Source organism: Fusibacter sp. JL298sf-3 (assembly GCF_053842995.1).
In genome coordinates, this window is sequence record NZ_CM132608.1 from 1,455,315 (window position 1) to 1,480,225 (window position 24,911).

The 24,911-nt window shown below is 44.7% G+C and carries 21 protein-coding genes and 2 pseudogenes; 6 read left to right on the plus strand and 17 right to left on the minus strand.

Annotated elements, in window-relative coordinates:
- Positions 1 to 118: 118 nt before the first annotated feature.
- The 4 genes from ACR6HW_RS07050 to ACR6HW_RS07065 form a co-directional block, all read right to left on the minus strand.
- On the minus strand, positions 119 to 2,143 hold the full coding sequence (locus ACR6HW_RS07050; RefSeq protein ID WP_455730445.1) for a hypothetical protein: 2,025 nt from the start codon (positions 2,141 to 2,143) through the stop codon (positions 119 to 121).
- A gap of 1 nt (position 2,144) precedes the next feature.
- The gene (locus ACR6HW_RS07055; RefSeq protein ID WP_455730446.1) at positions 2,145 to 4,250 is read right to left on the minus strand and encodes an efflux RND transporter permease subunit; all 2,106 of its coding nucleotides are present in this window, start codon (positions 4,248 to 4,250) and stop codon (positions 2,145 to 2,147) included.
- A gap of 34 nt (positions 4,251 to 4,284) precedes the next feature.
- A complete protein-coding gene (locus tag ACR6HW_RS07060) occupies positions 4,285 to 4,893 on the minus strand; it encodes a TetR/AcrR family transcriptional regulator (RefSeq protein ID WP_455730447.1) in 609 nt (202 codons plus the stop codon).
- A gap of 185 nt (positions 4,894 to 5,078) precedes the next feature.
- The gene (locus ACR6HW_RS07065) at positions 5,079 to 5,771 is read right to left on the minus strand and encodes a phosphatase (protein ID WP_455730448.1); all 693 of its coding nucleotides are present in this window, start codon (positions 5,769 to 5,771) and stop codon (positions 5,079 to 5,081) included.
- A 209-nt stretch (positions 5,772 to 5,980) separates the two neighbouring features.
- On the opposite strand from ACR6HW_RS07065, the gene ACR6HW_RS07070 reads away from it, so the two are divergent.
- Together ACR6HW_RS07070 and ACR6HW_RS07075 are read left to right on the plus strand one after the other, a co-directional pair.
- Positions 5,981 to 6,454 carry a C-GCAxxG-C-C family protein gene (locus tag ACR6HW_RS07070; protein WP_455730449.1) on the plus strand — a complete coding sequence of 158 codons (474 nt, stop codon included), beginning with the start codon at positions 5,981 to 5,983 and terminating at the stop codon, positions 6,452 to 6,454.
- 11 nt (positions 6,455 to 6,465) lie between these two features.
- Positions 6,466 to 7,374: a TDT family transporter gene (locus ACR6HW_RS07075; protein ID WP_455730450.1), complete on the plus strand. Its 909-nt coding sequence runs from the start codon at positions 6,466 to 6,468 to the stop codon at positions 7,372 to 7,374.
- Positions 7,375 to 7,443: 69 nt separating this feature from the next.
- Here the strand turns inward: ACR6HW_RS07075 and ACR6HW_RS07080 are convergent, their stop codons facing one another.
- The 13 genes and pseudogenes from ACR6HW_RS07080 to ACR6HW_RS07140 all read right to left on the minus strand — a co-directional run bounded on the left by ACR6HW_RS07080 (position 7,444) and on the right by ACR6HW_RS07140 (position 22,024).
- Positions 7,444 to 8,133, minus strand: a complete 690-nt coding sequence (locus ACR6HW_RS07080) for a hypothetical protein (protein ID WP_455730451.1) — start codon at positions 8,131 to 8,133, stop codon at positions 7,444 to 7,446.
- 16 nt (positions 8,134 to 8,149) lie between these two features.
- Positions 8,150 to 8,827 carry an ATP-binding cassette domain-containing protein gene (locus ACR6HW_RS07085; protein WP_455730452.1) on the minus strand — a complete coding sequence of 226 codons (678 nt, stop codon included), beginning with the start codon at positions 8,825 to 8,827 and terminating at the stop codon, positions 8,150 to 8,152.
- A gap of 530 nt (positions 8,828 to 9,357) precedes the next feature.
- Positions 9,358 to 9,528, minus strand: a pseudogene (locus tag ACR6HW_RS07090) (transposase); the annotation flags it as partial.
- A gap of 104 nt (positions 9,529 to 9,632) precedes the next feature.
- Positions 9,633 to 10,859, minus strand: coding sequence for a transposase (locus tag ACR6HW_RS07095; RefSeq protein ID WP_455727774.1), 1,227 nt, complete (start codon positions 10,857 to 10,859; stop codon positions 9,633 to 9,635).
- A 134-nt stretch (positions 10,860 to 10,993) separates the two neighbouring features.
- Positions 10,994 to 12,136: pseudogene (locus tag ACR6HW_RS07100) on the minus strand (IS1380 family transposase); the annotation flags it as partial.
- A gap of 178 nt (positions 12,137 to 12,314) precedes the next feature.
- Positions 12,315 to 12,830 carry a hypothetical protein gene (locus tag ACR6HW_RS07105; protein WP_455730453.1) on the minus strand — a complete coding sequence of 172 codons (516 nt, stop codon included), beginning with the start codon at positions 12,828 to 12,830 and terminating at the stop codon, positions 12,315 to 12,317.
- A 126-nt stretch (positions 12,831 to 12,956) separates the two neighbouring features.
- Positions 12,957 to 14,249 carry a sensor histidine kinase gene (locus ACR6HW_RS07110; RefSeq protein ID WP_455730454.1) on the minus strand — a complete coding sequence of 431 codons (1,293 nt, stop codon included), beginning with the start codon at positions 14,247 to 14,249 and terminating at the stop codon, positions 12,957 to 12,959.
- Positions 14,246 to 14,971 (minus strand): LytR/AlgR family response regulator transcription factor, encoded by a 726-nt coding sequence (locus tag ACR6HW_RS07115; RefSeq protein ID WP_455730455.1) that lies wholly within the window; start codon positions 14,969 to 14,971, stop codon positions 14,246 to 14,248. Before ACR6HW_RS07115 ends, ACR6HW_RS07110 begins: the two co-directional genes overlap by 4 nt.
- Before the next feature lie 107 nt (positions 14,972 to 15,078).
- Entirely contained in the window at positions 15,079 to 16,017 is a 939-nt protein-coding gene (locus ACR6HW_RS07120; RefSeq protein ID WP_455730456.1) for a GNAT family N-acetyltransferase, read from the minus strand.
- Positions 16,018 to 16,036: 19 nt separating this feature from the next.
- A complete protein-coding gene (locus tag ACR6HW_RS07125; RefSeq protein WP_455730457.1) occupies positions 16,037 to 16,990 on the minus strand; it encodes a 4Fe-4S binding protein in 954 nt (317 codons plus the stop codon).
- A 1-nt stretch (position 16,991) separates the two neighbouring features.
- Positions 16,992 to 18,569: a BCCT family transporter gene (locus ACR6HW_RS07130; RefSeq protein WP_455730458.1), complete on the minus strand. Its 1,578-nt coding sequence runs from the start codon at positions 18,567 to 18,569 to the stop codon at positions 16,992 to 16,994.
- Between the two features lie 17 nt (positions 18,570 to 18,586).
- Entirely contained in the window at positions 18,587 to 20,125 is a 1,539-nt protein-coding gene (locus ACR6HW_RS07135) for an HAL/PAL/TAL family ammonia-lyase (RefSeq protein WP_455730459.1), read from the minus strand.
- Positions 20,126 to 20,374: 249 nt separating this feature from the next.
- Positions 20,375 to 22,024, minus strand: a complete 1,650-nt coding sequence (locus tag ACR6HW_RS07140) for a sigma-54 interaction domain-containing protein (RefSeq protein ID WP_455730460.1) — start codon at positions 22,022 to 22,024, stop codon at positions 20,375 to 20,377.
- Positions 22,025 to 22,187: 163 nt separating this feature from the next.
- Here ACR6HW_RS07140 and ACR6HW_RS07145 point away from each other — a divergent pair, with 163 nt between their 5' ends.
- From ACR6HW_RS07145 to ACR6HW_RS07160, 4 genes are all read left to right on the plus strand, one after another.
- Positions 22,188 to 23,162, plus strand: coding sequence for an aminopeptidase (locus tag ACR6HW_RS07145; RefSeq protein WP_455730461.1), 975 nt, complete (start codon positions 22,188 to 22,190; stop codon positions 23,160 to 23,162).
- A gap of 13 nt (positions 23,163 to 23,175) precedes the next feature.
- Positions 23,176 to 23,541: a hypothetical protein gene (locus ACR6HW_RS07150; RefSeq protein ID WP_455730462.1), complete on the plus strand. Its 366-nt coding sequence runs from the start codon at positions 23,176 to 23,178 to the stop codon at positions 23,539 to 23,541.
- Positions 23,534 to 24,097 carry a DUF2087 domain-containing protein gene (locus ACR6HW_RS07155; RefSeq protein ID WP_455730463.1) on the plus strand — a complete coding sequence of 188 codons (564 nt, stop codon included), beginning with the start codon at positions 23,534 to 23,536 and terminating at the stop codon, positions 24,095 to 24,097. The genes ACR6HW_RS07150 and ACR6HW_RS07155 overlap by 8 nt, the downstream gene beginning before the upstream one ends.
- 229 nt (positions 24,098 to 24,326) lie before the next feature.
- Positions 24,327 to 24,506, plus strand: coding sequence for a hypothetical protein (locus tag ACR6HW_RS07160; protein ID WP_455730464.1), 180 nt, complete (start codon positions 24,327 to 24,329; stop codon positions 24,504 to 24,506).
- Positions 24,507 to 24,911 lie beyond the last annotated feature (405 nt).

Genomic DNA, 24,911 nt, shown 5'->3' on the forward strand with positions numbered 1-24,911 from the left:
AAAAAAAAGACGTGACCACAAGTAAAAAAAAGCCCTTCGATTTCTAAGTTCGCCTCCAAACGTCGCTTTTATAGCGTCGTCCTCTGAAGGAAACTTAGCCATCGAAGGGCTTTATCTATTAGCTAAAAAGACCCTTCAACCAACTGAAGAACCCTTCAGAGGTCTCTTTCTCTTCAACCGCATAGACTTTTTCTTCTTTTGGGATTTTTAAAGCCTCTGTTTTCATAACAAACTTTACGCTACCGTCCATATCTTCTCCTATACCGGTAAAGTTGTTGTACGCCTCAGAACGTTCGGCAAGTGCGTCTTTGACCGACAGAAAATCGCCTAAACCGTCGTCGGCACGTCTGCTCTCAGCGCGCATTTCAGCAGTACCTTCTCTTTGAAACTTCGACATATTGGCACTGAGAAGTGCTTGATTTTCAGAGAGTTTCTCTGCACCGGCAGCGAGTTGAGTGGTCGCACCAGAAAGTTGTCGATGGGCCGCTTCTAACGTTTCCTTGCCATCGTGTGCCTGTGTGACCCCAGCAGAAAGCTGCGCCAAGCCGTTTTCGAGATCTTGCGCTCCCGTCTTCAGCGCTGCAACACCACTCGTCATGGCTTCTGCCCCGGCACCGATGCGCTCAGCGGCTCCAGATAAGCCTTCAGACGCAGTGCGTAGACCTTCGCTGCCCGCTTTCAGCTGTTCGGCGACAGGGGCTATTTTTGCCGTCCCCGCACTCAGTTGATTGAGACCTGTCGCCACCTGATTTTGACCTTCCCAAACCGCCCCCATCTTCTGAGTTACCGTTTGAGAACCGCTCTCCAAGGCTTTTAAAGAGGTCTCGAGTTCCACCAAAGACAGGTACAGCGGGTCCTGTTCGCCGACAGTTTGTTTCACGGCGGCCTTTAGTTTTTGAACACCTGCGACACTGTCTGATAACCCCGCAGTCACTTGTCCCTGTCCGGCTTTTAACGCCTCTACACCTTCCAGTACCCCCGTTGCCCCTGCGCTGAGAGCCGCTGTCTGATCGGCGAGCCCTACCGTTGCGTCGGCCAGTTCAGAAGCGCCGCTTGAGAAAGCCCCTGCACTTTGCGCAAATTGGCTACCGCCTGAAGCAAACTCTCCTAGCCCACTGACCAACGGCTGTGTGTTTTCTTCAAGTGCCACAATACCGCCGCTCAATGCTTTCGCCCCTTCATAAGCACCGTCTGCGCCTGTTTTCAATTGATTAAGGGCTTCAAACAAACGGTTCATCCCCTCGTTGTAAGCGCCAAAGCCCACTGAATAGTCGGCCATTTTTTGGCTAAACGTCGCTTGACCTGCACTCAGCTCTTCACCGGCATCTGCCAAAGCTTTTGCAGAATCGTCAAGGGTGTCCACAGCGTCAATTAAATCGCTAAGTTTGTCGAGCCCTTCAATCGACGACACATCTGGAAACTTCGACAGCGCTGTTACCACAATCGGCGCCATTTCAAAATGCTCAACTTGAGCCTCTACAATTAAGGTTTCCGGAACATCGACAAATGTCGACGCTTCGCCAAACACTTCCGACATGCCCGGTAGCGCCACATAGGTGATGATGTTGTTGTTGCCGTCGCTGACAATGCGTCCGGTGTTTACTTTGACGTCTGAAAACACATCCATCGGCAATGTTACGACACTGGCTGTTTCAAAAATCGTATAGAGCGTGCGTTTTTGCCCGTCGATAACTTGCTCAGAACGCTCGTTGTTTGTGAGCTTTAAGTGCATCGCCACTCGACCGGATTTGCCGATGAGATCTTTGCCGGTGATTTCCTCGCCGTCTAAAAAATAAGTGACGTCAACCGTTATCGGCAACGCTTTATCAACCGTCCCTTGATAAAACAAGTCTTCGTCCTGCATGGTCCACTGAAGCTGTTCACCGTCGACAACAGGGGTTTCTTCTCCTTTGACATTGACGATGTTTTTCAGCGCGCTTCGGTCTTCCACAGTGGCACCGGCTGCGCCTTGGAGCCAATCGCTGACGATGATTTCGGCCACGTCGCCTTGCGCTGTTAAATTGACATAGACGGTTTCGTCTTTAAACACAGCCTCTGAAGCAAAAGACAGTGTGCCTTGAAAAATGAGGACACCGGCTAACGCCATACCGGCTATTTTTTGAGAGAGTTTTTGACTTGACATATTACGCACTCCTTTCAGATATCTTAGCTTTAATTCTCGATTTTGGCTTTCTGGACCAGTTGAGCGATGTGCGCCGCACCAGTCCTTCAAAAATCAACAGTATTGAAGGCAATACAAAGATGATAACGAGCATACTGATTAAAGCCCCTCTGGAAATGAGCAGTGTCAAACTTTTGATCATTTCAATATCCGCTATAAAAGCAACGCCTACCGTTGCGCCGAAGAAGGTCAGTGCACTCGTGACGATGGATCTCGACGACTCTTTTACGCTAATGCGCATGGCGTCGAACTTGTCTTTGCCGTTCCGAATCTCTTCTCTAAACCGCGTCGTCAATAGGATCGCATAGTCCACCGTCGCCCCTAGTTGAATCGTACCGATAACAATGGTGGCAATAAACGGCAACACCGCTCCTGTGACATATGGAATGCCCATATTGATAAAGATGGCCAGTTCTATTGAAGCTACGAGAATCACCGGAATCGAAATCGAACCGAAGACAAAGAGAATAATGACAAATACCGCGGTAATGGACGCCACTGAAACGCGTTTGAAGTCGGTGTCTGCAATTTCAATAAGGTCTTTGGTTAAAGCGCCTTCCCCTGTTACCATGGCTTTGCTGTCGTACGCTTTTACAATGGTTTCAATTTGATCCAATTGAGTGTTTTGCGCGTCAGTTGCCGCTTTAAAACTCGAATTGGCAAGTACGAGCTTGTAACCGCCCTTTTCAAACGACTCAGTGAGGTCGCCTTCTAAAAAGGCTCCTGGAACAGCCGGCCCAATAAGCTTATCTGCCGCCATGACTTTCTCAATGCCCGGCAGTGCTTCAATTTTATCGAGCATTTCTTTCATGCGGTAGGTCGGAACCTCATCGCCGATGACAATCATATGCGTGGTGGTCATGTCGTAAGTGGTTTTAAGCTTGTCAAGTGCCGCTATTGATGGCATGTCTTTCGGCAAGGATTCATCGAGATTGTAATAAACGGCAGCCTGATCCTTCGCATAGGCAAACGGCAGAATTAGCAGTACCGCCACCAGTGCAAAGAGCTTGTAGTGACGCGTCACCACTGAAGCCGTTTTATCAAATGTCGGCAAGATTGTCCCGTGGTTGAATCGATGAATGGCCCTGTCAAAGGTCAAGATTAAAGCAGGTAAAATAGTCAAAGTGCTGATTACCCCGATGAAAACACCTTTGGCCATAACAAAGCCAATGTCCTTACCGAGACCAAGCTCCATAAAACCAAGTGCTAAGAAGCCTGCAATTGTGGTTAAAGAACTTCCGGCAATGGACGAGGCCGTTTTGACGATGGCTTCGGTCATCGCCTCTTTTTTATCCGAGTGGTGCACAAGTTCTTCTTCGTATCGGTGGAACAAGAAAATTGAAAAGTCCATGGTGACGCCGAGCTGAAGTACAGCAGCAAGCGACTTGGTCACATAAGAGATTTCTCCGATAAAGACATTAGAGCCTAGGTTATAGAGAATCGCAAACCCAATGCCAAGCAAAAAGATGACCGGAACAAATGTGGACTCCATGGTCAACGCCAAAACGATGGCCGCGAGAACAACGGCTAGGAGAACGTAAATAGGCGTCTCTCTGTCGGCGAGGTCGATGGTATCTCTCAAGATAACACTCATGCCACTTAAGAAACTGCGCTCGTCAAGCAATCCTCGAATAGCCTTAATGGCTTCCTGCGTTTCATCTGACGACCCCTGATGCGTGAACTCAATCATCATCAACGTCGTGTCCTCTCGATAGAAAATCTCCTTAAGGTCATCCGGCAGAAAGGCCTTTGGTACAGTGATGTCGACGATGTCGCTAATCCACGTCACCCCTTCAACGCCTTCGACCTCTTCGATAGCCGCTTTCGCTTTCAACACCTCTTTATCCGGCATATTCTCTATGACCAACATACCGGTTGCCGCTCTATGGAACACATCATCGACAACTTCCTGCCCCTTCATAGAGTCCAGCTCTTCCGGTAAATACGTCAACAAATCGTAGTTGACTCGCGTATTGACGTAACCGTAAACAGATACGAGGGCAAGCAGCACAGCGATTACGATCACCACTTTGCGATGATTGGAAATCATATGTGCAAAACTTCTCATTCTTCATCCCTTCTTTCTTCAAAAAGAGGGCGCGTTAGCTCAGCATTTTACGAATCATGCTGTACAACAGATGCTTCATTTCATCTATTGGTGCAGGTTCTTTTAAGATAATAGCGCTGTAGCAGACCGAGCCCACCAGTTCAATAATAATAAACAGCATTTTTTCGACTTCTTGTTCGTCGACAATGCCCTGATGGTCTTTTAGCGCCAAAACAAAACGGTTGTAAATCAGCTCCATATCTCGATATTGATCGCTATCGGCAAGCGCCTTTCTGAAAAGGCCCCACGAAAGGTTCTTATGAATGATTCTCAACAAGAGCACATCGTCCTCTAAATAGGTAATCACTTCATTGGCAAAGAACACAACCGATTCCGTAAAATCCTCATGTGCCACAGCCAGTGTCTTTTCGTAGGCTTCTTTTAAGACGACGGAGCTCTTTTTGAGGATAATTTTATCCAAAAGATCGTTTTTATCTCTAAAATAAAGGTAAAACGTCCCCTTTGCCACACCTGCTTTTTTCACAATATCGTTTATGGCCGTTTCATTAAACCCTTTGGTAACAAAGAGTTCATACGCCGAAGAAAACAAAGCGTTCTTCTTTTTCTTTTTATTTTCTGTAGACTTACTGATTTGTTTTGACATAATGCCTCCTTCCATCCGGAAAGCATTTATTGACCATCGGTCATTTTTTAGATTACCCCAGTAGTGTACTCCTAAAATGACCATCGGTCAATAATTTTGCGGATGATTTATTTTTCTTAATATTTTAAAGACAGTCTGCGTTATATAAATAAAATTCTGATACTGTAAGCGTATCAGAATTTTTCTTAGAGCTTGAAGCCGTTATTAAAATTCACCACTAATGACAGCGGGAAATCGACGCTTTCAATGAGTTCGAGTGCCGCTTCATAGCGTCCGATATGCGCGCTGTAATGCGCGTCGCTGTTGATGATAATCGATTGACCACGCGCTTTACAAACGGCGAGCAACGCTTTGTAGTTGTCATGTGCATTTTCCCTAAAAGACGTCGGCCTCAGGGAACTGTCGTTGATTTCAATCCACACGTCGTGCGCCTTTGCCGCCTCGACAATCGCCTCGTAATCGAGGGCGTAACGGCTGTCGTCTGGATGTCCGAGAATTTTCACTTTCGGATGGGCCATCGCCCGTATAATAGCCTGTGTGTTCCCTTCTTTCCCGAGGTCTTCAAAGCACGGTGGGTGCAAGCTGATGATGGCATAGTCTAAAAAATCCAGCGTGTAAGCATCTAAATCAATTGAGCCTTCTGCATCGAGAATATTCAGCTCTACCCCCTTTAACACCCTGACGCCTTCTATAACTTCCGGCAAAACTCTAAGGTTGCTAAAATAATAGGGATGCGTACTTCCCGGCATCTTAGGCGCGTGGTCGGAAACGCCTAATACTTTAAGGCCCTTTGCCGCCGCCGAACGAATATTTTCATTGAGTGTGCTGTACGCGTGCCCACTGGCCAAAGTATGCGTGTGCAAGTCTAATGTATTCATATGTTCTCCAATCTTTTTTATCACATTTATCATAACACATTTGCCACCAATTCGAAGATTTATATAAAACTATTTTATAATCGCAGTTCTTTTATAAAATATCCAAATGCCCGTTAAACGTTTCACCATTTAAAATCATATAAGAGAATGTTATTATGATATGGCAAGTATTAAGAGGTTATTGAAAACAAATTTTAGGGGGTATTATCATGGTTGAAGCAGTAAGCATTCAAAAAATTAAAAACGACGCAGAGGAATCTTTTAGAAGAGGCGACTTCTTCTGCTCAGAGGCGATTGTCAATTCGTTCAGAAACAACTTCGAAATCGACATGCCGGAAGAAATGATTGCCATGGCATCTGGATTTCCAGTGGGTATCGGCCGCTCAAAATGCACATGTGGCGCGGTAACGGGGTCCGTTCTGACACTTGGCTACTTTTTCGGGCGTACAAAAGGCGGTGACCCAAAAGTCAATCGCACACTGGAGCTGGCCAACGAACTTCAACAACGTTTTAAAGACAAACACAAGGTGCTTTGTTGCAGCGTCCTCACAAAGGGCATGGACATGGCATCCGGCGAACATAAACAGCAGTGCATCTCTTTTACAGGCGAAATGGCTGAGAACTTAGCGGAAATCGTCGTAAGAGAACTCGGCATTCGCAATCTCGACGACGAAAACGCATAAGGAGGTCGGTAATGAACCGCATTCTAAAAGCTCTGCCTTTGCCTATAGCTGGGGTGATGCTCGCGCTGGCGGCACTTGGGAACTTACTCAAACCCTATGGTGTTGAGGTGCGCTACACACTCGGCGCCCTATCGGCAATACTCTTTGTGCTCCTTACAATCAAAGTGGTCATGTATCCCGCTTCAGTTCGAAAAGCACTGGACATGCCGCCGGTTTCAGGCGTTCTGGCCACTTACCCAATGGGGATGATGATCTTATCGACTTACGCGCCCAATGCCTTCGGAAAAGCGTTGTGGTGGTGTGGGGTCGGCATACACCTCGCTCTGATGGTTGTCTTCACTGCTAAGTACATCGCTCAGTTTAACCTCATGAAACTCTTTCCGAGTACCTTCGTCATGTATGTCGGCATCGTCTGTGCTACTGTAGCAGCACCAGTTCACGGTTTAAACACATATGGGCACTTGGCCTTCTGGTTTGGACTCGTAGCTTACGCTGTACTGCTTCCGTTAATCAGCTATCGCGTTCTTTTAAAGAAGCAAATTCCCGAACCGGCGTTACCGACACTCGGTATTTTTGCAGCCCCTGCCAGCCTTTTGCTTGCAGGCTATCAAATCGGATTTGCTGAGAAATCACCTCTCTTGGTGCAAGTTCTCACCATCGTCGCTTTGTTTATGTACGTCGCCACTTTCCTCGGCACTTTTAAGTACCTGAAACTCAAGTTTATGCCGAGTTTCTCGGGCTTTACATTCCCATTTGTCATTTCGGCAATTGCTCTGAAGCCCCTTAGCATGAAAGTGGCTTATTTCGCCCCAATACACAACTTTATGATGATTTGGGCGACACTAATGGTTGCTTTCGTACTGTTGGGCTATGTGCGTTTGGTGTTAAAATCACCTGAAACAGCGCAATCAAATGCATAAAATTCAAGAGACCTCATCTGAGGTCTCTTCTTATATTATTTATTAAGAACTCAACAAGCGCTTACCGCTCTACAGGCCGCCGTACACCATCTGTATGAAGGCGCTATCAATAAAGCGCAGAGGAACCATCCAAGCCAGTAGGGCCCCCACAACAAAATACAACAACAGTCTCATACTGTATATCAGACGGATTTGAACAGGTGTATACCCCAAATTGCTAAGTGCTGTCGAAGTTGGCAACAACACCTGAAAAAACGTTTGCACAGATGCGGCAAATACAGCGCCAAACGATACCACTCCAACCAAGCCGGCTAAAGCGCCTGTATGCTTGACCTTTTGTATCATCTCCCGCTTGTCGTCAATGCGGTTCACATGGTACGCAACGCCTTCTAGGTAAGCAGGCAAATTAGAAATAGCTTGATTTTTCAATCTGTAGTCTTTAAGTTTTGCAACCAACACTGTGCGCTCATGCGCGTCTTTCCCAAGTTCAACCCACTCGACTTCCCACATTTTTTTTATATCTCGTGCAATCGTCTCCAGCGTGCGATTTTGTCCCTTAACAATAGTCATCTTCAAAGTTCTGTCGATACCGCCACCGATTGTGTTCACTAAACTGTCCAGCCCGTACGCAAAGTGGACCGCTGTGCGACAGCAAATGACGATGAAAAGACTGAGCACTATAAAGCGCAGCCTAAACATCGCCGCTGTTTCCGGATCTATTATCTTCTTACTCAGCAGCCAAATACGATAAACGTTCATATACTGTCCCCTGCTTTCATTTGGTGATGGTATCCAACTTACCCGCCGTCATGTAGTAAAAGTCGGTTGCATACGGCTCTATATTAAAATCACTTGCTGAAACGACAACTGTTTTCCCCTGCTCGACAAATGATTTAAGCAAGTAAAATATCTGCTCGGTATCACTTTTGGCAGGCGCTACTTCAGGTTCATCAACAATTAAAATGCTCGGATCGTTGACCAGTGCACGTGCCAATGCAACGCGTAGACGTTCTCCCTGAGAAAGGCTTTCAGGCAGTGCGTTTTCGCGTCCCCTTAGGGCAACTACCGACAGCAAAACCTTTGCTTTTGCCACCATATCTTTTAAGCGCATATGCTCGTCTAAATACATGGGCAAAAGAACGTTTTCCAGTATGGTTAAATGCGGAATGAGCCCTAAGCGCTTATTGATGTAGGCAATTTCTTCGTGCCGAATTTGAGAGCGATGCCCTGCCGTCAGTGTTGTCACGTCGTTTTGAAAATACAGGTACTCACCGGTGGTATGCGGTTCTGAGAAAGACAAAATATCCAGCACAGCTGATTTTGAAGCCGTATCATCGCCTAAAAATGCGTAAAAGCGCCCTTTTTCAATAGACAGATCGACACCGCTCAGCACTGTCCGCTCGCCGGCGACTTTTTTGACATTGTTAAAAGTCATTATAGACTGATTCATCATAAAAGCCTCCATGCAGTCGGTTGAAGGGGGGTAAAGTTGACACATTGGAAATACGATTGGTGGTAGACACTCAACCGACGCTTATTTATTGTTATTTAACAATTTTAAATCCTTTATTTTACATTAAAAACATACAAATAGACAACATATGTTTATAAGAAGTAAAATAAATAATTATTTGGTAATTACACAATCATTTTACTCTTATTGTGATTTGCTTGTCAAGGTGTAATCCAATAAAAAAACACTGAAGGAGAGCAGAACTACGCCTTTTCAGTGTTTTTTAGAAAATTCTCTTTATTCAACTGTCAATCAGAAACAATCACCATTTATCTTTACAAGCTTTGTTTATTAAGCCTGAATTATTCATGAACCCATGATATCACCAAAAATCGAGCGGATTTAAGTTTTTGCGCTTCATAATGCTTATCATAGAAGACGTCTTCCTGTTTATCACCTAAAAATGGGCAGACTTATCCTGTGGACAATACTTTTCTCGATTTTCAGATTTCAAAGTTCATCAGTTACGTTTATTCCAACTGTGGAAGTCGACGGATGTTCTCAAGAATTTCATAGAACTCATTCTTGTATGGACAACTGCTACACAGTTTGAAATGAATATATCTTGCTGCTTTAACAACCTTTGATGCGATTTTGAGCAGCTTCAATCGAATGGTATCTATCAACATTTTCTTCATGCTTTTAGGTGAGACTCTTGCATAATTAACTCGATAATTTGAGAAAAAGGCTTAATCCTAAGTAACAGCCCCTGCCATGCTTTCAAATTTCAATCTTTTGTTGTTCATTATGCTACTAAGAGTTCCTCATTTCTGTTTACTTTAACTTTTGAAGCGATGGTTCCTGCAACCAACGCAATGCAATTTAACAACGCATGAACAGTTGCTTTCTTGATACCTTTAGACCGGATTGAATTCAAATTTAAAATCGTCTTTAGTCGACCGTTGCAACGTTCAACAGAAGTTCGCTTGTTGTATAGAGTCTTCCATTGATCAGATGATCTTAACGGATATCCGATTTGTCTTGGATTTTCTTTACGATTTATCTTGAGCGTATAACCATAATTGCTTGATGAACACCATGCACTCCCATGTGGACAGTTACATTTCCCCAGTACTTGTGGACATCTAAATTTCATGTAATCGCCGTCAATCCCCCAATAAACGAGTTTGTAACCACCAGAACAGACTGGATGAAACTCATCATCTAACCCTTCTGGGGCGGCGTGACTGCCTCTTGGGTTGTAGGCTATGATTGGAGTAGCTTCAAAGTGATTTATTACTGCATCATAGACAGAATTATAATCATATCCAGAGTCCATCGCATAGAACAATGGTCTAAACAGATCTCTATACTGCTTTAGAAACTCTTCAATCAGTGGAACTGCAATTGTTCCATCATGAACATTCGCTGGTGTTACCATAACTGAAAGTGGTAATTCACTGTATGAATCGCTCAGGATATGAAGTTTCCATCCAAACCAACGAATGTTATTACCGTGAGTATCGCGCTTCATTCCCCAGTTTGGGTTGGTGCCGTCATCTACAATATCTTTCTTTGGTTTTGAGGCTTCGAAAGCATCTACCTTAGTAGAGTCTATTGAAATATGACTACCATCAACAATTCCTAATTCTTTAGCATGAACAACTAAATCACCGAATAGTTTCAGCAACGCATCTGATTCTGACAGCTTATCTGCGAATCTGCTGAAAGTGGCTTCTGATGGTACTTTGGATAACACCTCAAAACCACAGTTATAACGTAACACTGGGTTCTCTTTCAACTGTCTCACCAACTCGCTGGTGGTCGAAATTCTCAGAATTTGCTTAGCAATTAATGCGTAAATCATCGGTGCGACTCTGTAACCTTTTGGACCTCTCAAATGACTCTGTTTAGATAATGCCGCAACCAAAGGTGAGATGTTGATCTGAGCAAGAATTAATTCCAATTTCGTTTCTTGCTGAAAGTTCATAATTTCTTCAAAGGAAAATAGACATGTTTGTCGAATATACATAAGTGGAAACTTCCTCCTTCGTTTGGATTGTGTTTGCTGCCACTTATATAATTCGACGTTTGGGGTGAAGTTTCCTTTTTGTTTCTTTAAAAACTTGTTAAATCAACGGTTATAAATTATGCAATTTTCTCAGGTAATACCAATCGTTTAAAGTAATTAAATAGGTTGTATGCTAGGACATGGAGCAGTAGATGATTCGCATTAACGACTTTGTCCTTACTTGGCGTTGATGCAAAGTTGAAGCCACTTTTACCTTCTTTGATGAAGTTTTCCATGGTGCCTCGATGTCGATAGAACTTAATTAGTTCTTCAGGACTGAGATCCATGTTGGTCACAATAAAGGCATACTGATTGGTTAGCTGATTGTACGGTTTCTCGACCTTGACGATAACCCGTCTAGGATAGTCCCATTTACCGGCTTGGTACAAGAACTCATCATAACGGACCACATAATCAATCATGTTATCCTTTGTAGCTTCGGTTATTTCATCATCCAAATGTTTTGCGTGAGCATACAGTATTTTGTTTGCTTTCAAACGTATGGCATAGGATACACCATTGCTTTCACACTGTTTGTACAAGTCTGGTGTTGCAAAACCACTGTCTCCACGGAGGAACAGATGGACATCAGGGTACTTCGTAAAGTATTCATCTAATAAAGGTTGCATGAATTCGCAGACGCCTGTAGAACTATAGGCGGTACCATCTCGAAGCTCTGCTTTGAGAAGATCTCCAGTGAGTCCGTCATAGCAGAGTAAGGGGTGATATCCATGAGCTTGATAGTGGTAATTAAAGCCTTCGCCTTCCTGCTTGCCGTACGTGTTAAGTAGGGTTGAATCAAGATCAAGCAGAACTTGTTCTGGCATTTTAGTCCTGTAGGCCGATGATCTCATATGACGGATGATATCTTCAAACTGTTTGACTGTATCTCCATCCATACGGTTCCAGAACCTCGACAGTGTGGGTTGTGAGGCAAGAGCCTGTTTACCCAGAATACTTTTAAAGACAGGTTCATTGGTCAGTTCGTCTGCATCATTGTCATTAAAGTATCCAGCAAGGATTTGATAAATTAGCTGGGATAGATTTTGATGGTCTTTGTGTTTACGGAAGCTATCATTTTTGTCCGTTACAAACTGGCTGATGTGTTTATTGAAGCCAAACTTATGGGCGAATTCTTTTATGAGAAGCAGCCCCGAATCGGAGGATAAATCGCCTCCATTGAAATTTATTTTGATTTTACTATTGCTTTCGAGCTGAAGTGAACTTACACTAGACATGAAGAGTTTCTCCTTTGTTAGTTTGTGAGTGTGGTAACTTCATTTTAACAAAGTTGGAGCTCTTCTTCTATTTATTTAGGTTTCACTTGATAAGTGAAAAGCAAAAGTAGTCTAAAACACAGTAACTATGCGGTTTTGGGGAGTGTTTCGTGAACCGTCATGAATAATTCAGGTTAAGTTATCGTTCAATACACTTAAAACTTCCTAGTTCAACGCTTGTAATCATATAGACCCTATTCTCTTTTTCTAATACTAATTCTCCTATTGTTTCAATCACTATCCCCGGCTTATTTTCAACGACTAGTTTTAGTGTGTAGTTACACAGGATAGCTTCATCTTCTTTTTTATCCAACACCAATGCCATCGAACTCACTTTTAAATGTATTTGATATTCGTGAGCCAGTTGTACGATTAACCAGAACTGATTCTCATCCATAAGTCTCTGTAGTTCTTTCTTCGTCACAAACTCTTCGTAAGTACTTGCTAGCTCTGAAACATAAAGACATGACTCACTCTTCTCTTTCGAAAGTACATAATCGTTATAGCGTTCAATATCGGTTTTGCTTACCTCGTAGTAAGTCTTAAGAAAGCTTTCAGCTACTGCTTCGTAGTCGTCATCTACTTTACGGCATCCCGATAACAACAAGATAATTACTACAATTAAGCAAACAGACGATTTTCTACGTATACCCAAAGTTAACTCTCCTCTTAATAATGCATGTAAATGCTCTATTTTTCTTAAATAGTAACATTAAAATCTGTCGCATTATAATGATTTGCTTAAAATGTATGTCTTATTGTAATGAAATGTCATTGCCAATTAAACTAAGGGCATAACAATTTTCACTTCAAAGCAACTGCCCTCGTACTCATATTCTATAACACCATTGTTTCTCAAAACAGCTTCCGATACACTTTTCAAACCAACACCTTCAACAGCGTATCCTTTTTTCCGTGAAAGAAAAATGCCATTTTTCCTCTTGGACAAACCTTCATAGCTATTTTTAACTGCAATAAAAAGGTTGCCCTTTCTATAAACTATACTTAGTGCAAAAAATTTCTTCACAACCTTGCAGTGCTTGAGTGCCTCAAGAGCATTATCAATCAGATTGCCCAATATTACGGTAATATCGTATTCTGATAACGCCAAATCTTTGGGCACACTTACATGGACTTTGGGAACTATCAGATATTCAGAAAGCACCTGTAATTTAAAATTAATAATACAATCTATCGAAATATTACCTGTTTTAGAATATAGTTTTTCACTCTCAGGTTGAACACTAATACAATCTATATAGCCATGAATTTTTTGACTTTCTTCACTCTGAACCATGCTCTTGATTGTAATCATATGGTTTTTTAAATCATGCTGAACAATCTCAGTCTTTTCCACTAACGCTCGAATGAGCCTCAACTCGTTCAGATACATATTATTTTGCTGTTCTAATAGCATCTTTTCCGTCTCGACTTTGAATCCTTTATACAAATTTTCATACAGAAATAAAATCATAAAATTGATGCCTAGAACAACTGCCACTAAGAGGACACCAACGCCCTTTCCAAAGTTTCCAGATTGCAAAAGCATTGCAAAAATAAACAATGTTGCCAAGGAAATAAACAATGTTCCCAACCAGTTTACAAGAGGAACTGAAAAATTGCTTTTTAGATTTTTAAAGTTGGAAAGATAAACTACCAAAAGCATAGAAATCACTCTGATTGCAACCAACCCCATTACAGATGAAAACTCGCTTGTCTGAAATGCACTAATTCCTACATACTCTGTTTGAGCATAGTTGATTAACACACCTACAAATATTTCAACACTCATAAAGGTAACATAGGCCAGCAAAGAAAAAAGTATCCTATCTTTAAATGAGCTCTTGTAGTTATACGTTAATCCCAAAAGCATAATAAGATTTAAAATAAGCATAACAAATGGAACTGGAACCAATATAAACGTCAATGTACTTACGAAGTAATACATTATATAGCCCAGTGTCTCTTTGACTTTGATTGTCCCTATTGCATCGAAAAACACATGCATTAATTTGTAGATAGTGTATGTTGAAAAGGCATTGGCTATTATGTATGTCGTTTGAAATGTACTCATTTTTCCTCCAAACTTGCAAACAAACTAAGTTGATATTGCCTAACAGCCTTTGCTTTCAACCTGCTAATAGGAATTATACTATTATTCACCATAACAATTACATCTTTTTTTATTATTGAAACTGCGTCGTAATTTACAAAATAGGATCGATGTGGTTTGAAAAATTGAGGACTCTCTACTTTTTTCTCTATTTGTTCCAGCGTTCCATAGAACTCATAACGTTCTTTATTTGTAAGCAAAATTATTTTTCTTTTAACACTTTCAAAATACAGTATATCCTTTATCAGAATCTTATGGATATCTTTTTTTATTTGAAATTCAAACCACTGTTTTTCATTGTTTGTCAATTTAATGACTAAGTCTATATCTTTCACTATCCGCTCTTCTGCTATGGGTTTTTCTAAAAAGTGCAAGGGATGGACGTCGAACAGCTGTCGATCGTAACCACTCTTTGAAGAAATATAAATAATTTTAGTTGTGTAATCATCCAATTGATTTCTTATGTAGGCGCCTACCGCTACACCATTCATATTGACCAGTTCGATATCTAAAAAAATGGCATCGTATCGCTCTGAGCTTAATAAATATTGAATTAAAGATTCACCTGAGTAAAACATATCAACACACGCCTCAATACGCCTAGACCTACAACGCATCACAATTATCTCTTCTATTTTACTACAAACAACTTGATTGTCATCACAAACAGCAATCCGCAACATAAAATCTCCTCAACTTTTGACGTCAAAGCCTTTTATCTTGGCTAAACAACTAGTAAAGAAAGCCAGCAGACGCGTCCACGAAGAACGCCTGCCGGCTATTTCCCACCCTACTGATGGACATAACGCATCGTTACCTTTTCTCCACGGACACCGGTCTCCTCGAAACCACAGCGCTTGTACAGCTTTAAAGACGCTGTGTTGTAAGCGTAGATGCCGTTTAAATGAATTGAAGGGTAACCGAGGTCTTTGGAAAGCGCTAAGAGCGCCTCTAACACACGCGTCCCGATGCCCTGCCCCCAATAAGCTGTCTCGCCGATGCAAATCGGCAGTGTATTAGGTGAAAGCGTCGCATCGCCTATTGTGCGCCAGTGGTCTACATCGTAAAACTCTATCATATACAACTGTCCGATACCGTCGAGGTAGCGGTACATCTCTTCGACTTTATCCAGCTTGTAGACGTGTCCCTCTACGCCCTCTAAACTTTTTAATACCGCCGGTGTCCTGTACCATTTCAAAGCGGCTTTTGCATCACTCGCATGGTATCGTCTGAGACGCACCGTCTCGTCTACCTCGATTACCGGCGGCACTTCAAGTGCCTTAATCATATAAAGACAGGGGTTGTCACGCCCCCAAAGTTCAGGCAATGTCTCTAGCGGTGCATACCCTAGATGTTGATAAAATGAACGGGTTTTTGCATAATGCACGTCGGGATGCGCTTCGCTGAGGGTTTTCACCGTCACATACCGCTTCTTTAACGTACGTGCCCGGTACTCAAGCGCACGCACGAGTTTCTTACCGACGCCGGTACCGTGGTACGTCGGCAAAACGCCCAAAACGTGCATGTCACAAGCCAGCGCACCGGTCTCCTCTAAACTGGCAAAACCGACAAAGCCCTCTGCACCTTCGTAAGCGACCATATATTGCTTTTGCACCGCCTCTATATACGCACGCGTGGCGTCTTCAATTCCAAACCATTCCGGCAACGCCTTTAAGACGGTTTCGGCAATCGCTGATTTTTGATCTCGATCTGTAATTTCTATAAGCATCGGTGCCTCCTTTTAGCCATTATACCACAACGGCCTCTAGGACAATAGCGTCCACGGGACAGCGCGACGCACAGAGTGTGCAGCCGCGACAGCGCGCCTGATTGAACACCAGTTTATCCGTCAGGGTAAAAGCGTCAAAATGACATGTGGCAACGCATTTGCCACATTGAACACAGCGCGTCTCATCCACTTGAACCGTGTACCGCTGCTTTGGCCAAAGCCCCACTGCACCAATTATTTCAGAGGCGCGAATCGGGTAGCAGCAATCGCCGCAACAGTTGCAAATCGCATGATGTGTCTCCGAGGTATGCATTAAACCATCTGCATGGGCCCTCTTCACCAGCGCCTTTGCTGCGTCCTTCGAAAGGCGTTCGCCGTGTCCCCTATCGTGCTCGGAATTGAAGCCGGTTTCAAAGAGAATACAGACATTTTTCAAATGCGCACAGGACGAGCGAAGCGATCGACAGTTACACGGTACAACATACAGTTCGCCGTCGATGTCATCAATGAGTGCGACAGTTTCTTCTAGTGTAAAGAAATACGCGTTTTCAATGACCTCGCGCGTCCCACTTTGAACGGCCTCTAGACGCGGCAGAACGCTCTGTACATACTGATTGAGGTACCAAGCGTCGATGGCAAGTCGCGTTTCTTCCGGGACTGCGAGCCAGGCCTCGCGTTCATATTGCGCCAAATAGGCCAGGCGTACATAAGTTGTCGCCGCACAATAACCAACAGCGTCCTCCAGTGCCTCTTTGTTTAAAACAGCGCGTCGATACATGCTGTTGAGTTGCCGGCGACTGTCCTCTGCGATCTGTTCTGATTCAAAGTAGGTCTCAATCAATAAAAGGACTTCGGGCTCAGTGAATACGCATCGGCCCATGGCTTCAACAATCGCCCGTTCACGCGCATTGGCGAGGAGCGGTTCAATAGCACGTGCTTCTGTAGGGACTTCAAAGATTTCAGAAAAAGTCATTTTACCGCTCCCCTCTTCTTGCTTCTTGCACTTTGATGCCGATTTGTTTTTGCGGCGCTACCTCGTCTAAACTGTAGTTTTTATCAATTACCAAACGCTTCACAATCCCCATATAGAACAGTACCATGATGATTAGAACCGGGAAGCCCGATATCGCCAACAGTGTTTTCATACCGTCGATGCCCCCTGCCATTACAAAGATAACCGCCAGCGCCCCCATTAACGTCCCCCAAAACACCTTGATGCCAATCGGTGCCTCTTTAATCTGTTCGTTGTGCTTTAAAGACATCAGCGCAATTGAAGACGTCATAGAGTCCGCCATGGTGATGTACGACAACATCACCGTGACGATTATAATCGGCTGTATCAGGCGTCCAAGGGGCAAGAATTCCGCCACCTTCAACATGACACCGTCAAATCCCGCTGTATTCATGTAGGCAAACATGTCAAAAGTGCCCGAGGCCGTCAAATCGATTGTAAATCCGCCGAACACGCCAAACCAAACGATACCGAAGAGCGCGGGGGCGATTAAATTAATGAGAACGAACTCCCTAATAGTCCTACCGTAGCTGATGCGCGCGAGGAAAAGACCGATAACCGGAGAAAAAGAAAGCCAGTCCGCCAAGTAGAAAGTATCCCACCATTCCACCCATAGGTCGCTCGTACCCGGCGCCAAAAAAATCGAACTGCTAATAAAGTTGTTGGCATAGCCACCGAAAGATTGAACCGTCAGTTCGAGCAAATACTTTGTCGGCCCTGCAAACAACACGATTAAAAGAAAGGCGATAAAAATCCACGCGTTTTTATCTGATAGAAATTTGATGCCTTTCTGTAAACCTGAAGCAGAAGAAATCGTATAGATGGTGGTAATAGCGACGGCAAACCCAATCCACACCGGCAAACCGGCCGGAATCCCCGAAATCATCTCCAGACCGGCACCCAACTGAATCAACCCGTTGGCGAGGCCGCCGGCAAGTCCGCTGCAGATGGCCGTCAGGGCAATGGCGTCCACTGCTACGAGCCATTTTTTCCCCTTCACCTTTTCTCCAAAGAGCAACGCCATACCACTGCTTACCGACTGGGACAGTTTCATGTTGTAGACGGCGTATGCAATGGCGAGGCCACAGAGTACGTAAAGCGCGTACGGTGTAAAAGTCCAGTGCATAAACGCTTTGTTCATGGCAAACTGAATCGCCTCTGCAGATCCCGGCACCAAGTCTACCCCCTCGGGCAATGCTCTTGAAAAAAACAATGGCTCTATAGGCCCCCAAAACATAATGCCCGTTCCAATGCCCGCGCACAAGGCGATGGTAAAATACGACCACGTCTTGAGTTCCGGTTTGGCGTCTTTACCGCCAAATCGTATGCGCCCAACCGGCGTCAACGCTATAATAAAAACAGATATGAGAAATATAAAGCAGACGAGTTGTGCCAGCCACCCAAAGTTTGTCGCCATCCACAGGTAGACGTCGGTAATAAAAGTCGTCGCCGTTGCCGCATTCACCAAGCTCGCCAAAATAACCCCTAGAAAGATTGTAATGGGAACTGCAATCATGCCCACTCTCAATTTTTTTAACATCTGATTCTCCTCTCTACTTAAAAGATCAGCTCGCCGACTGCGCCTTCCGCCCATTCCAGTAAGATCCGTTCTTTTACCCAGTCGGCCATCGTTTCCAAATAGCCGCTCATATTGCAATCTACCGCCACAAAAGGCACTTTTGCACGAACGGCATTTTTTATTTTTTCAGTTGCAGGCGCCGGTTTCAGTTCTTCGTAAAAGTCTTGCGCCTGACAGGCGTTGAACAGTTCGATTCCGATAATATACATCGACAACTGTGCCGCCTCATACAGCTTTTTAACCGCATTGTATCCCATGCTGACATAGTCCTCCTGATTAGCACAGGTCACGTAATTGTCCACCGTTGCAGGATGACACAAAATCTTAAGTTGCCCCATTAGCCCCGCTGCCGTGTACTGGGGAATCATCAACCCGTTATTCAAACCGGGATTGGCGTTTAAAAAGGGGGGCAACGTACTCACATGCGGATTCACCAGTCGGTCGATACGCCGCTCTGACATTTTACAGAGGTTCCCCAGCGCCGCCGTCGCCACATCTGCAGCCAGCCCCACATAAGTGCCGTCGGCATTACAGCCCATTAAAGCCACACCGCGGCCTTCTTCTGTCACGATAAGCGGGTTGTCCACTGACGCATTGAGCTCGATTTCAAGCGTCTTAAGACTGTCTTTTAGACACTTTTTCACCGCGCCGTGTAACTGCGGCATACTTCTTAAAGAAAGGGCATCCTGTACGCGGTAATGCACATGGGCCTCGACAATTTGACTCCCTTCCAGCAACGTGCAAATGTTTTGAGCTGAACGCCGTTGGTCTTCGTGCGGTCTCAACGCCATTAACCGCGGATCCATTGCACGGACAGTCCCCTTCAACACTTCAAGGGACATCGCGCCGACGACATCAGCCGATCGTGCCAGCGTAATGGCATCGTAAAGCCCCAACGCCGTCAAGGCAGTTACAGAAGTCGTCCCCGACACGAGTGAGAGGCCCTCTTTGCTGGCCAGTGTCGTCGGCTCAATGCCCTTGCGTTTAAGCGCTTCTCCTCCGGAATACAAGATACCGTCTACATAAGCGCTCCCCTCTCCGACAAGCACCAAAGCAATGTGTGCTTCCAGTGACAAATAACCCACAGAACCATTTTCAGGAACATGTGGGACGATGTGCGCATTGAGAAGTGCCCTCAGCGTTTCTAAAGTCTCTAAACGGATGCCTGTGTAGCCGGTTCCCAGATGCTGAAGCATCACCAACATCATGGCACGCACCGCTTCAGGCGCCAGCGGTGCACCGACAGAACAGGCGTGTGAGCGCAAGTTGTTGAGTTGTACACGGCGTCGATCCTCCACCGATATTTTTTCCTTCCAGTTCTCCCCCAAGCCGGTGGTAATGCCGTAAATCGATGCAGATCCTTCCGATAGCTCGTCTACTAAACGGCGACAATCCGTCACCCGCCGGCGATACGCCTCTGAAAACCGAACTTTCGCGCCGTATCTGGCCACCGCTACCACGTCCTCTATGCCGATGGCCTCTCCCAGTACAATTGTCGTCACTTGTTTTGCTCGCATCAAAACCCTCCTCTCTTTTTAATAATGTTAATTGCAAGATTAATGCCAAGAACGCCCACTTTTTCTAGCGTAGAACTGCGTTTTTTCAAAAGAAAACACCTACTTCCCCAGAGTTTCTAACTGTCAAAAAGAGAAAGTGCCAAATTAAATTGCATACTGCAAAATAATTTGGCACTTCCAGACGCATTGGTTTTGTTGCAATTTTGCCACAATTCAAATTTTAAAACAACCTGTTTCCCAACAATGCCATTATTTTTGGCACCCCTCTGCGCTTAAATTGTATTTTCGCATGCGGTATTGCAAACTCTGTCTTTTAATTTGAAGTATTTTTGCTGTTTGAGACACATTACCCGCATTTAATTTCAAATATTTATCGATGAGGGCCTTTTCATGACACGCCATAAGTGCCGACAGCCCCAGGGCCTCTGCTTTCGAATTTTTCAGCGCGTATGTGGTCTTTCCCTGCACCAAATATTCCGGTAAATCAGAAGGATTCAGCCACCGCGTCTCCTCCGATGTCATTGCAAACGCATACTCTATGGCGTTGGACAGCTCCCGTATGTTGCCGGGCCACGGGTAGTGTCGAAACAGCTGTGCCACCGCCTGTGTCACGCCGGCCACTGCTTCGTTGTGCCTGGCGATAAAATGCGCCGTCAGCGCCTCCACGTCTTCTTGTCGCCCCCTCAACGGCGGCACCGATAAGACGATGGTGGAAATTCTATAATAGAAGTCCGGTCGCATCGCCTTGTTGGAAACCAGTTCCTCCAGTGGGGCATTAGATGCGGCGATAATCCGCACATCCGCCGGCACTTCCCGCTTGCTACCGACTTTTCTATATTTCTTTTCCTGTAGGACTCTGAGAAGCTTGGACTGCATGTCGAGTGGCATCGAATTGACCTCGTCGAGAAAAAGTGTGCCGCCATTGGCCTGAGCGAAGAACCCCTCGGTGTGTTCGCTACCTGTAAACGCCCCTTTAACGGTGCCGAAAAACAAGCTTTCGGCAAGCGTTTGGGGAATCGCTGCACAGTTTACAGAGACAAATGGCGCCTCCTCACTTTTGCCGAACTGGTGGATGCTCTGTGCGAGGAGTTCTTTGCCGGTCCCCGTTTCACCATAGATGAAAATCGGTGCTTCATTGAGTGACAGCTTTTTAGAAATGTGAATTAAATCGGCCATTTTTTCGGATTCAAACACAATGTCGTCAAATCTAAAATACTTGGATTGTCGACGCTCTTTTCCCGATCGCGTCATATAAGCGTTGAGGTAGCGGTTGATATACGCTTTTTTCTCCAGCATCTTCACATCGTTTTCCAATAGAATTGCGCCGATAAGCTCCCCGTCCATAATAAGCGGATACGCCGAATTGATGGTCGTCAAGGTCTTTTGATCGCAAGTCCGAAACACATCGCATCGGTTTAAAACCGGCTTTTTCGTCCGTAGCGTCGTCAGTGTTGTGCTAAAGTTCTCGTCCAGTTCGTAGAGATCCAGCAGATGTTGCCCTTCAAAATTAGATTTTTCAATGCCTGAAAGACGTTCAGAAGCCTTGTTTAAATAGAGGGCATACCCTTGTTTGTTGTAGATGTGAACCCCCTCTTCCATGACGTCCATCGCGCGACTGTAAATGACGCTGTTCATCGCGCTGTGGCTAAAGAGAACTTGCCGATATTGCGCGCCACCGACTTCAAGCGGCAGTACTTGGTACAACAGATGCATCTTCGTCATGGCCACAAGCCCGCTGCTTTGGGAAAGGTCGATGGACAGGCATGCTTCAATAGGTTCACCCACCCAATTTTTCAACAGCGCTTTAAACGCCTTCAAATGTGTTTCGTCGGCTAAAACATACGATACGATTTTGCCACTGGCGTCTACGACAATAGATAAATCAACTGCTTTTAACATTTTTGTCACCTCCGCGAACGCTTTTCTACTATTATGACATATTCTCTACAAGAAACAAATCGAATTTATTTTTACATTTATCGAATTAGTATTGACGAATTCGTTTTTATGTTTTATAATCTGTTTAGACAAACATCAAAACACATACACATGGGAGGACCACATGAAATCTTACTTAGTAAAAATAGCAGAAAACTTAGCACTAGGCGCGCCGACAACCGTTCTGGTGCAACTCTGGGGCGACGCTGAAGACAGCGCTCAACTATCGGCATTTGTCGAAGCCTTAAAGCCGCATCACACACATGTAGAAGGCCTTCTCTTTGACAAAGACACCGTTGCTGCCGAGTGCAAAAAAGGCCCTTACACAAGAGCTTTTAAGACGCCTGAGGTCGTCATCGACCTGTGCAAATACGCGCCGACAAGTCTCGTGGCAGCTTGCTGTGAAAAAGGTCGAGAACACTTTATTCACTTTATGAGAAATCACTTTGCCACCATCACAGCCCCCGGCAAGCGTCTGATTCAAATTCGAATCCCTTCTGAGGCAAATGCACAGGAAGCCGGACTGGATAAAAGTCGCTACGAAGCCATCTGGAAAGAGATGATTGATACCGACTATTCAGATATGCGCACACGTGGCGAAGCGGCTATTGAACAGTATAAGGCCGCGCACAGCATTCAAATAGAAAGCGGCGGGAGCTGTTGCCTCACACTTGAGACAGCAGGGCGCCCTTGGCACCTCGACGCCGGCGATGGTGACTTCCCCGCAGGAGAAATTTACACGGCGCCTATTGAAACCAGTGCCGAAGGCACTTACTGTGTCGATGAAATCTTCTGGGAGGGCAAACGCTTTAAAAATGTCATCCTGACGTTTAAAGGCGGTCGCTTAATCGACGCCACTGAGCCTCAGATTATGAGAGATCTCGCCGAAGCTGATGACAATGCGTTCGTACTGGCTGAGTTCGGTCTCGGTCTCAACCTCAATCACCAAACCGTGAGCGGCTACAGCCTCTTTGACGAAAAAATAGCCGGGTCTTGCCACATTGCCGTCGGCATGAACACCCTTTTCGGCGGCACCAACGACAGCATGTGCCACATCGATTTTGTGGCGCGCACACCTAAAATTACATTTAACAAATAGAAAGGACTCTATTATGAACACCATTATTCAAAAATACCAAGGGATTTTAAAAGAAACTAAAGACACCTTGACACAGGAAATTGAAACACTTCAAGCTACCGATAGAAACGACGAAGCCAACTGTGTTAAAGTCGAACTGAACATCGTCGACATCTTTGAAAAGATGTTTGGTATCAGCGTTAAAAAAGCAGGTGCTGATAACCTGCAAGTACTTTCAGAAACCTATCTCGCATTTTTCGAGAAAATTCCAGTGGCTTGGAAGGAAAACCTTCGCAGAGCAACTGCCCATGACGATACCGAAACCATCCACGTGGAAACTCTTAAGCTCGAACGCGCGGAACAGTTGAAGCAAGCCTTTATGGAGCAGTGTCATGAATAGACCCGTCGACATTGGGGAAACGGTCAAACGCTTTAAAGCGCTCGCCGATGCCTCGAGGCTCAAAATCCTATCGGCGCTGATGGAATCGCCCAAATACGTGGAAATCATCGCCGAGCGATTGGACCTCACCCCTTCAACGGTTTCTTTTCACTTAAAAAAACTGGAGGCAGCCGGGCTGGTGCAAAAGCATAAAGAACAGTACTACATCGTCTACAGTGTCGTTCCCGGCGTCTTAGACGCCCCTGTCTCCAAATGGATTCCGACTGAACACAGCACCACTGATGACGAAGAAGCTCGGGAATCGGCCTACAAAGAAAAGGTGCTCAAAAGCTTTTTCAAGTACGACCAGCTCAAGAGTATTCCCGTTCAACAAAAAAAGCGCCTCATTGTTCTGGAGCGCATTGTCCAATCGTTTGAGTTCAATTGCAGTTATACTGAAAAAGAGGTCAACTTGATTATTGCAGCGTATCACGACGACTTTGCCACACTTCGAAAAGCGTTGGTAGAGGCCAAACTCATGTCGCGATGCGACGGACTCTACAAGCGTCTCCACTAGCTCTTCCCCCGAACCACCTGTCAGCCGACTTGGTATCGGGGGATTTTCTCGTTTCAATACCAACGGTTTGTTGAAACAGCAGGTTGTTTATGTTAATATTTAGTAAAATATCTATAAAACCGTTTAATTCATCTCTGTTAACGCTCTGAACCAATCGACTTATATGGGGTGAACACGATGTTCGGCGACATTATACGCACTTTTTCTTTCTAAGAAATGGAGGCGCCATTTGAAGAAAAAACTACAAATAGGGCTTATTTGCCTTACTCAGTCACTGCTTATACTGGGGTTAATGAAGTTGTCCAAGTTGGCCATTGCGCATACAGCAGTTCTCATCCTTTTGTATTTTGCCGCCATTTTTATTACGGCGGTTTGTCTCTTTGGCCTTTACAGCGTCAGCAAACGTTAATTGTTGTTATTGATATTTATCGATAACTTGCAATAAAAGACTACGGCTAATTCATCTGACCAAATAAACGCCATATCTATAAAAATCAAATCTCATTTTTGAAAAGTACAATATATCCCCCTCAACGCAAATGCTCCGGGGCAATAGGCTTGTTCCATCTGAAGTGTTGCAAACTTTCACGATTCACTCATATAGTCCAGCTGGGCTAACACCAATGGCCTCCTCGATTTATGCCTTTCTCTTTGAGTATTTTATCTTATTTTCTACGCGTTTATCACGCATACCATCAAAGTAATTCACCGTTGCCGAAAGAGATGCTGTACTTGGTGGAACTGAAAATGCAGTTATGTAAGGAATTATTTCCTTTTAATACTGACCATCAACTATAGGTTGAACAGCACCACA

Bases quoted from the DNA above. Each gene is read 5' to 3' on its own strand.
- ACR6HW_RS07050 (WP_455730445.1), bottom strand. From the start codon at position 2,143: ATGTCAAGTCAAAAACTCTCTCAAAAAATAGCCGGTATGGCGTTAGCC.
- ACR6HW_RS07055 (WP_455730446.1), bottom strand. From the start codon at position 4,250: ATGAGAAGTTTTGCACATATGATTTCCAATCATCGCAAAGTGGTGATC.
- ACR6HW_RS07060 (WP_455730447.1), bottom strand. From the start codon at position 4,893: ATGTCAAAACAAATCAGTAAGTCTACAGAAAATAAAAAGAAAAAGAAG.
- ACR6HW_RS07065 (WP_455730448.1), bottom strand. From the start codon at position 5,771: ATGAATACATTAGACTTGCACACGCATACTTTGGCCAGTGGGCACGCG.
- ACR6HW_RS07070 (WP_455730449.1), top strand. From the start codon at position 5,981: ATGGTTGAAGCAGTAAGCATTCAAAAAATTAAAAACGACGCAGAGGAA.
- ACR6HW_RS07075 (WP_455730450.1), top strand. From the start codon at position 6,466: ATGAACCGCATTCTAAAAGCTCTGCCTTTGCCTATAGCTGGGGTGATG.
- ACR6HW_RS07080 (WP_455730451.1), bottom strand. From the start codon at position 8,133: ATGAACGTTTATCGTATTTGGCTGCTGAGTAAGAAGATAATAGATCCG.
- ACR6HW_RS07085 (WP_455730452.1), bottom strand. From the start codon at position 8,827: ATGATGAATCAGTCTATAATGACTTTTAACAATGTCAAAAAAGTCGCC.
- ACR6HW_RS07095 (WP_455727774.1), bottom strand. From the start codon at position 10,859: ATGTATATTCGACAAACATGTCTATTTTCCTTTGAAGAAATTATGAAC.
- ACR6HW_RS07110 (WP_455730454.1), bottom strand. From the start codon at position 14,249: ATGAGTACATTTCAAACGACATACATAATAGCCAATGCCTTTTCAACA.
- ACR6HW_RS07115 (WP_455730455.1), bottom strand. From the start codon at position 14,971: ATGTTGCGGATTGCTGTTTGTGATGACAATCAAGTTGTTTGTAGTAAA.
- ACR6HW_RS07120 (WP_455730456.1), bottom strand. From the start codon at position 16,017: ATGCTTATAGAAATTACAGATCGAGATCAAAAATCAGCGATTGCCGAA.
- ACR6HW_RS07125 (WP_455730457.1), bottom strand. From the start codon at position 16,990: ATGACTTTTTCTGAAATCTTTGAAGTCCCTACAGAAGCACGTGCTATT.
- ACR6HW_RS07130 (WP_455730458.1), bottom strand. From the start codon at position 18,569: ATGTTAAAAAAATTGAGAGTGGGCATGATTGCAGTTCCCATTACAATC.
- ACR6HW_RS07135 (WP_455730459.1), bottom strand. From the start codon at position 20,125: ATGCGAGCAAAACAAGTGACGACAATTGTACTGGGAGAGGCCATCGGC.
- ACR6HW_RS07140 (WP_455730460.1), bottom strand. From the start codon at position 22,024: ATGTTAAAAGCAGTTGATTTATCTATTGTCGTAGACGCCAGTGGCAAA.
- ACR6HW_RS07145 (WP_455730461.1), top strand. From the start codon at position 22,188: ATGAAATCTTACTTAGTAAAAATAGCAGAAAACTTAGCACTAGGCGCG.
- ACR6HW_RS07150 (WP_455730462.1), top strand. From the start codon at position 23,176: ATGAACACCATTATTCAAAAATACCAAGGGATTTTAAAAGAAACTAAA.
- ACR6HW_RS07155 (WP_455730463.1), top strand. From the start codon at position 23,534: ATGAATAGACCCGTCGACATTGGGGAAACGGTCAAACGCTTTAAAGCG.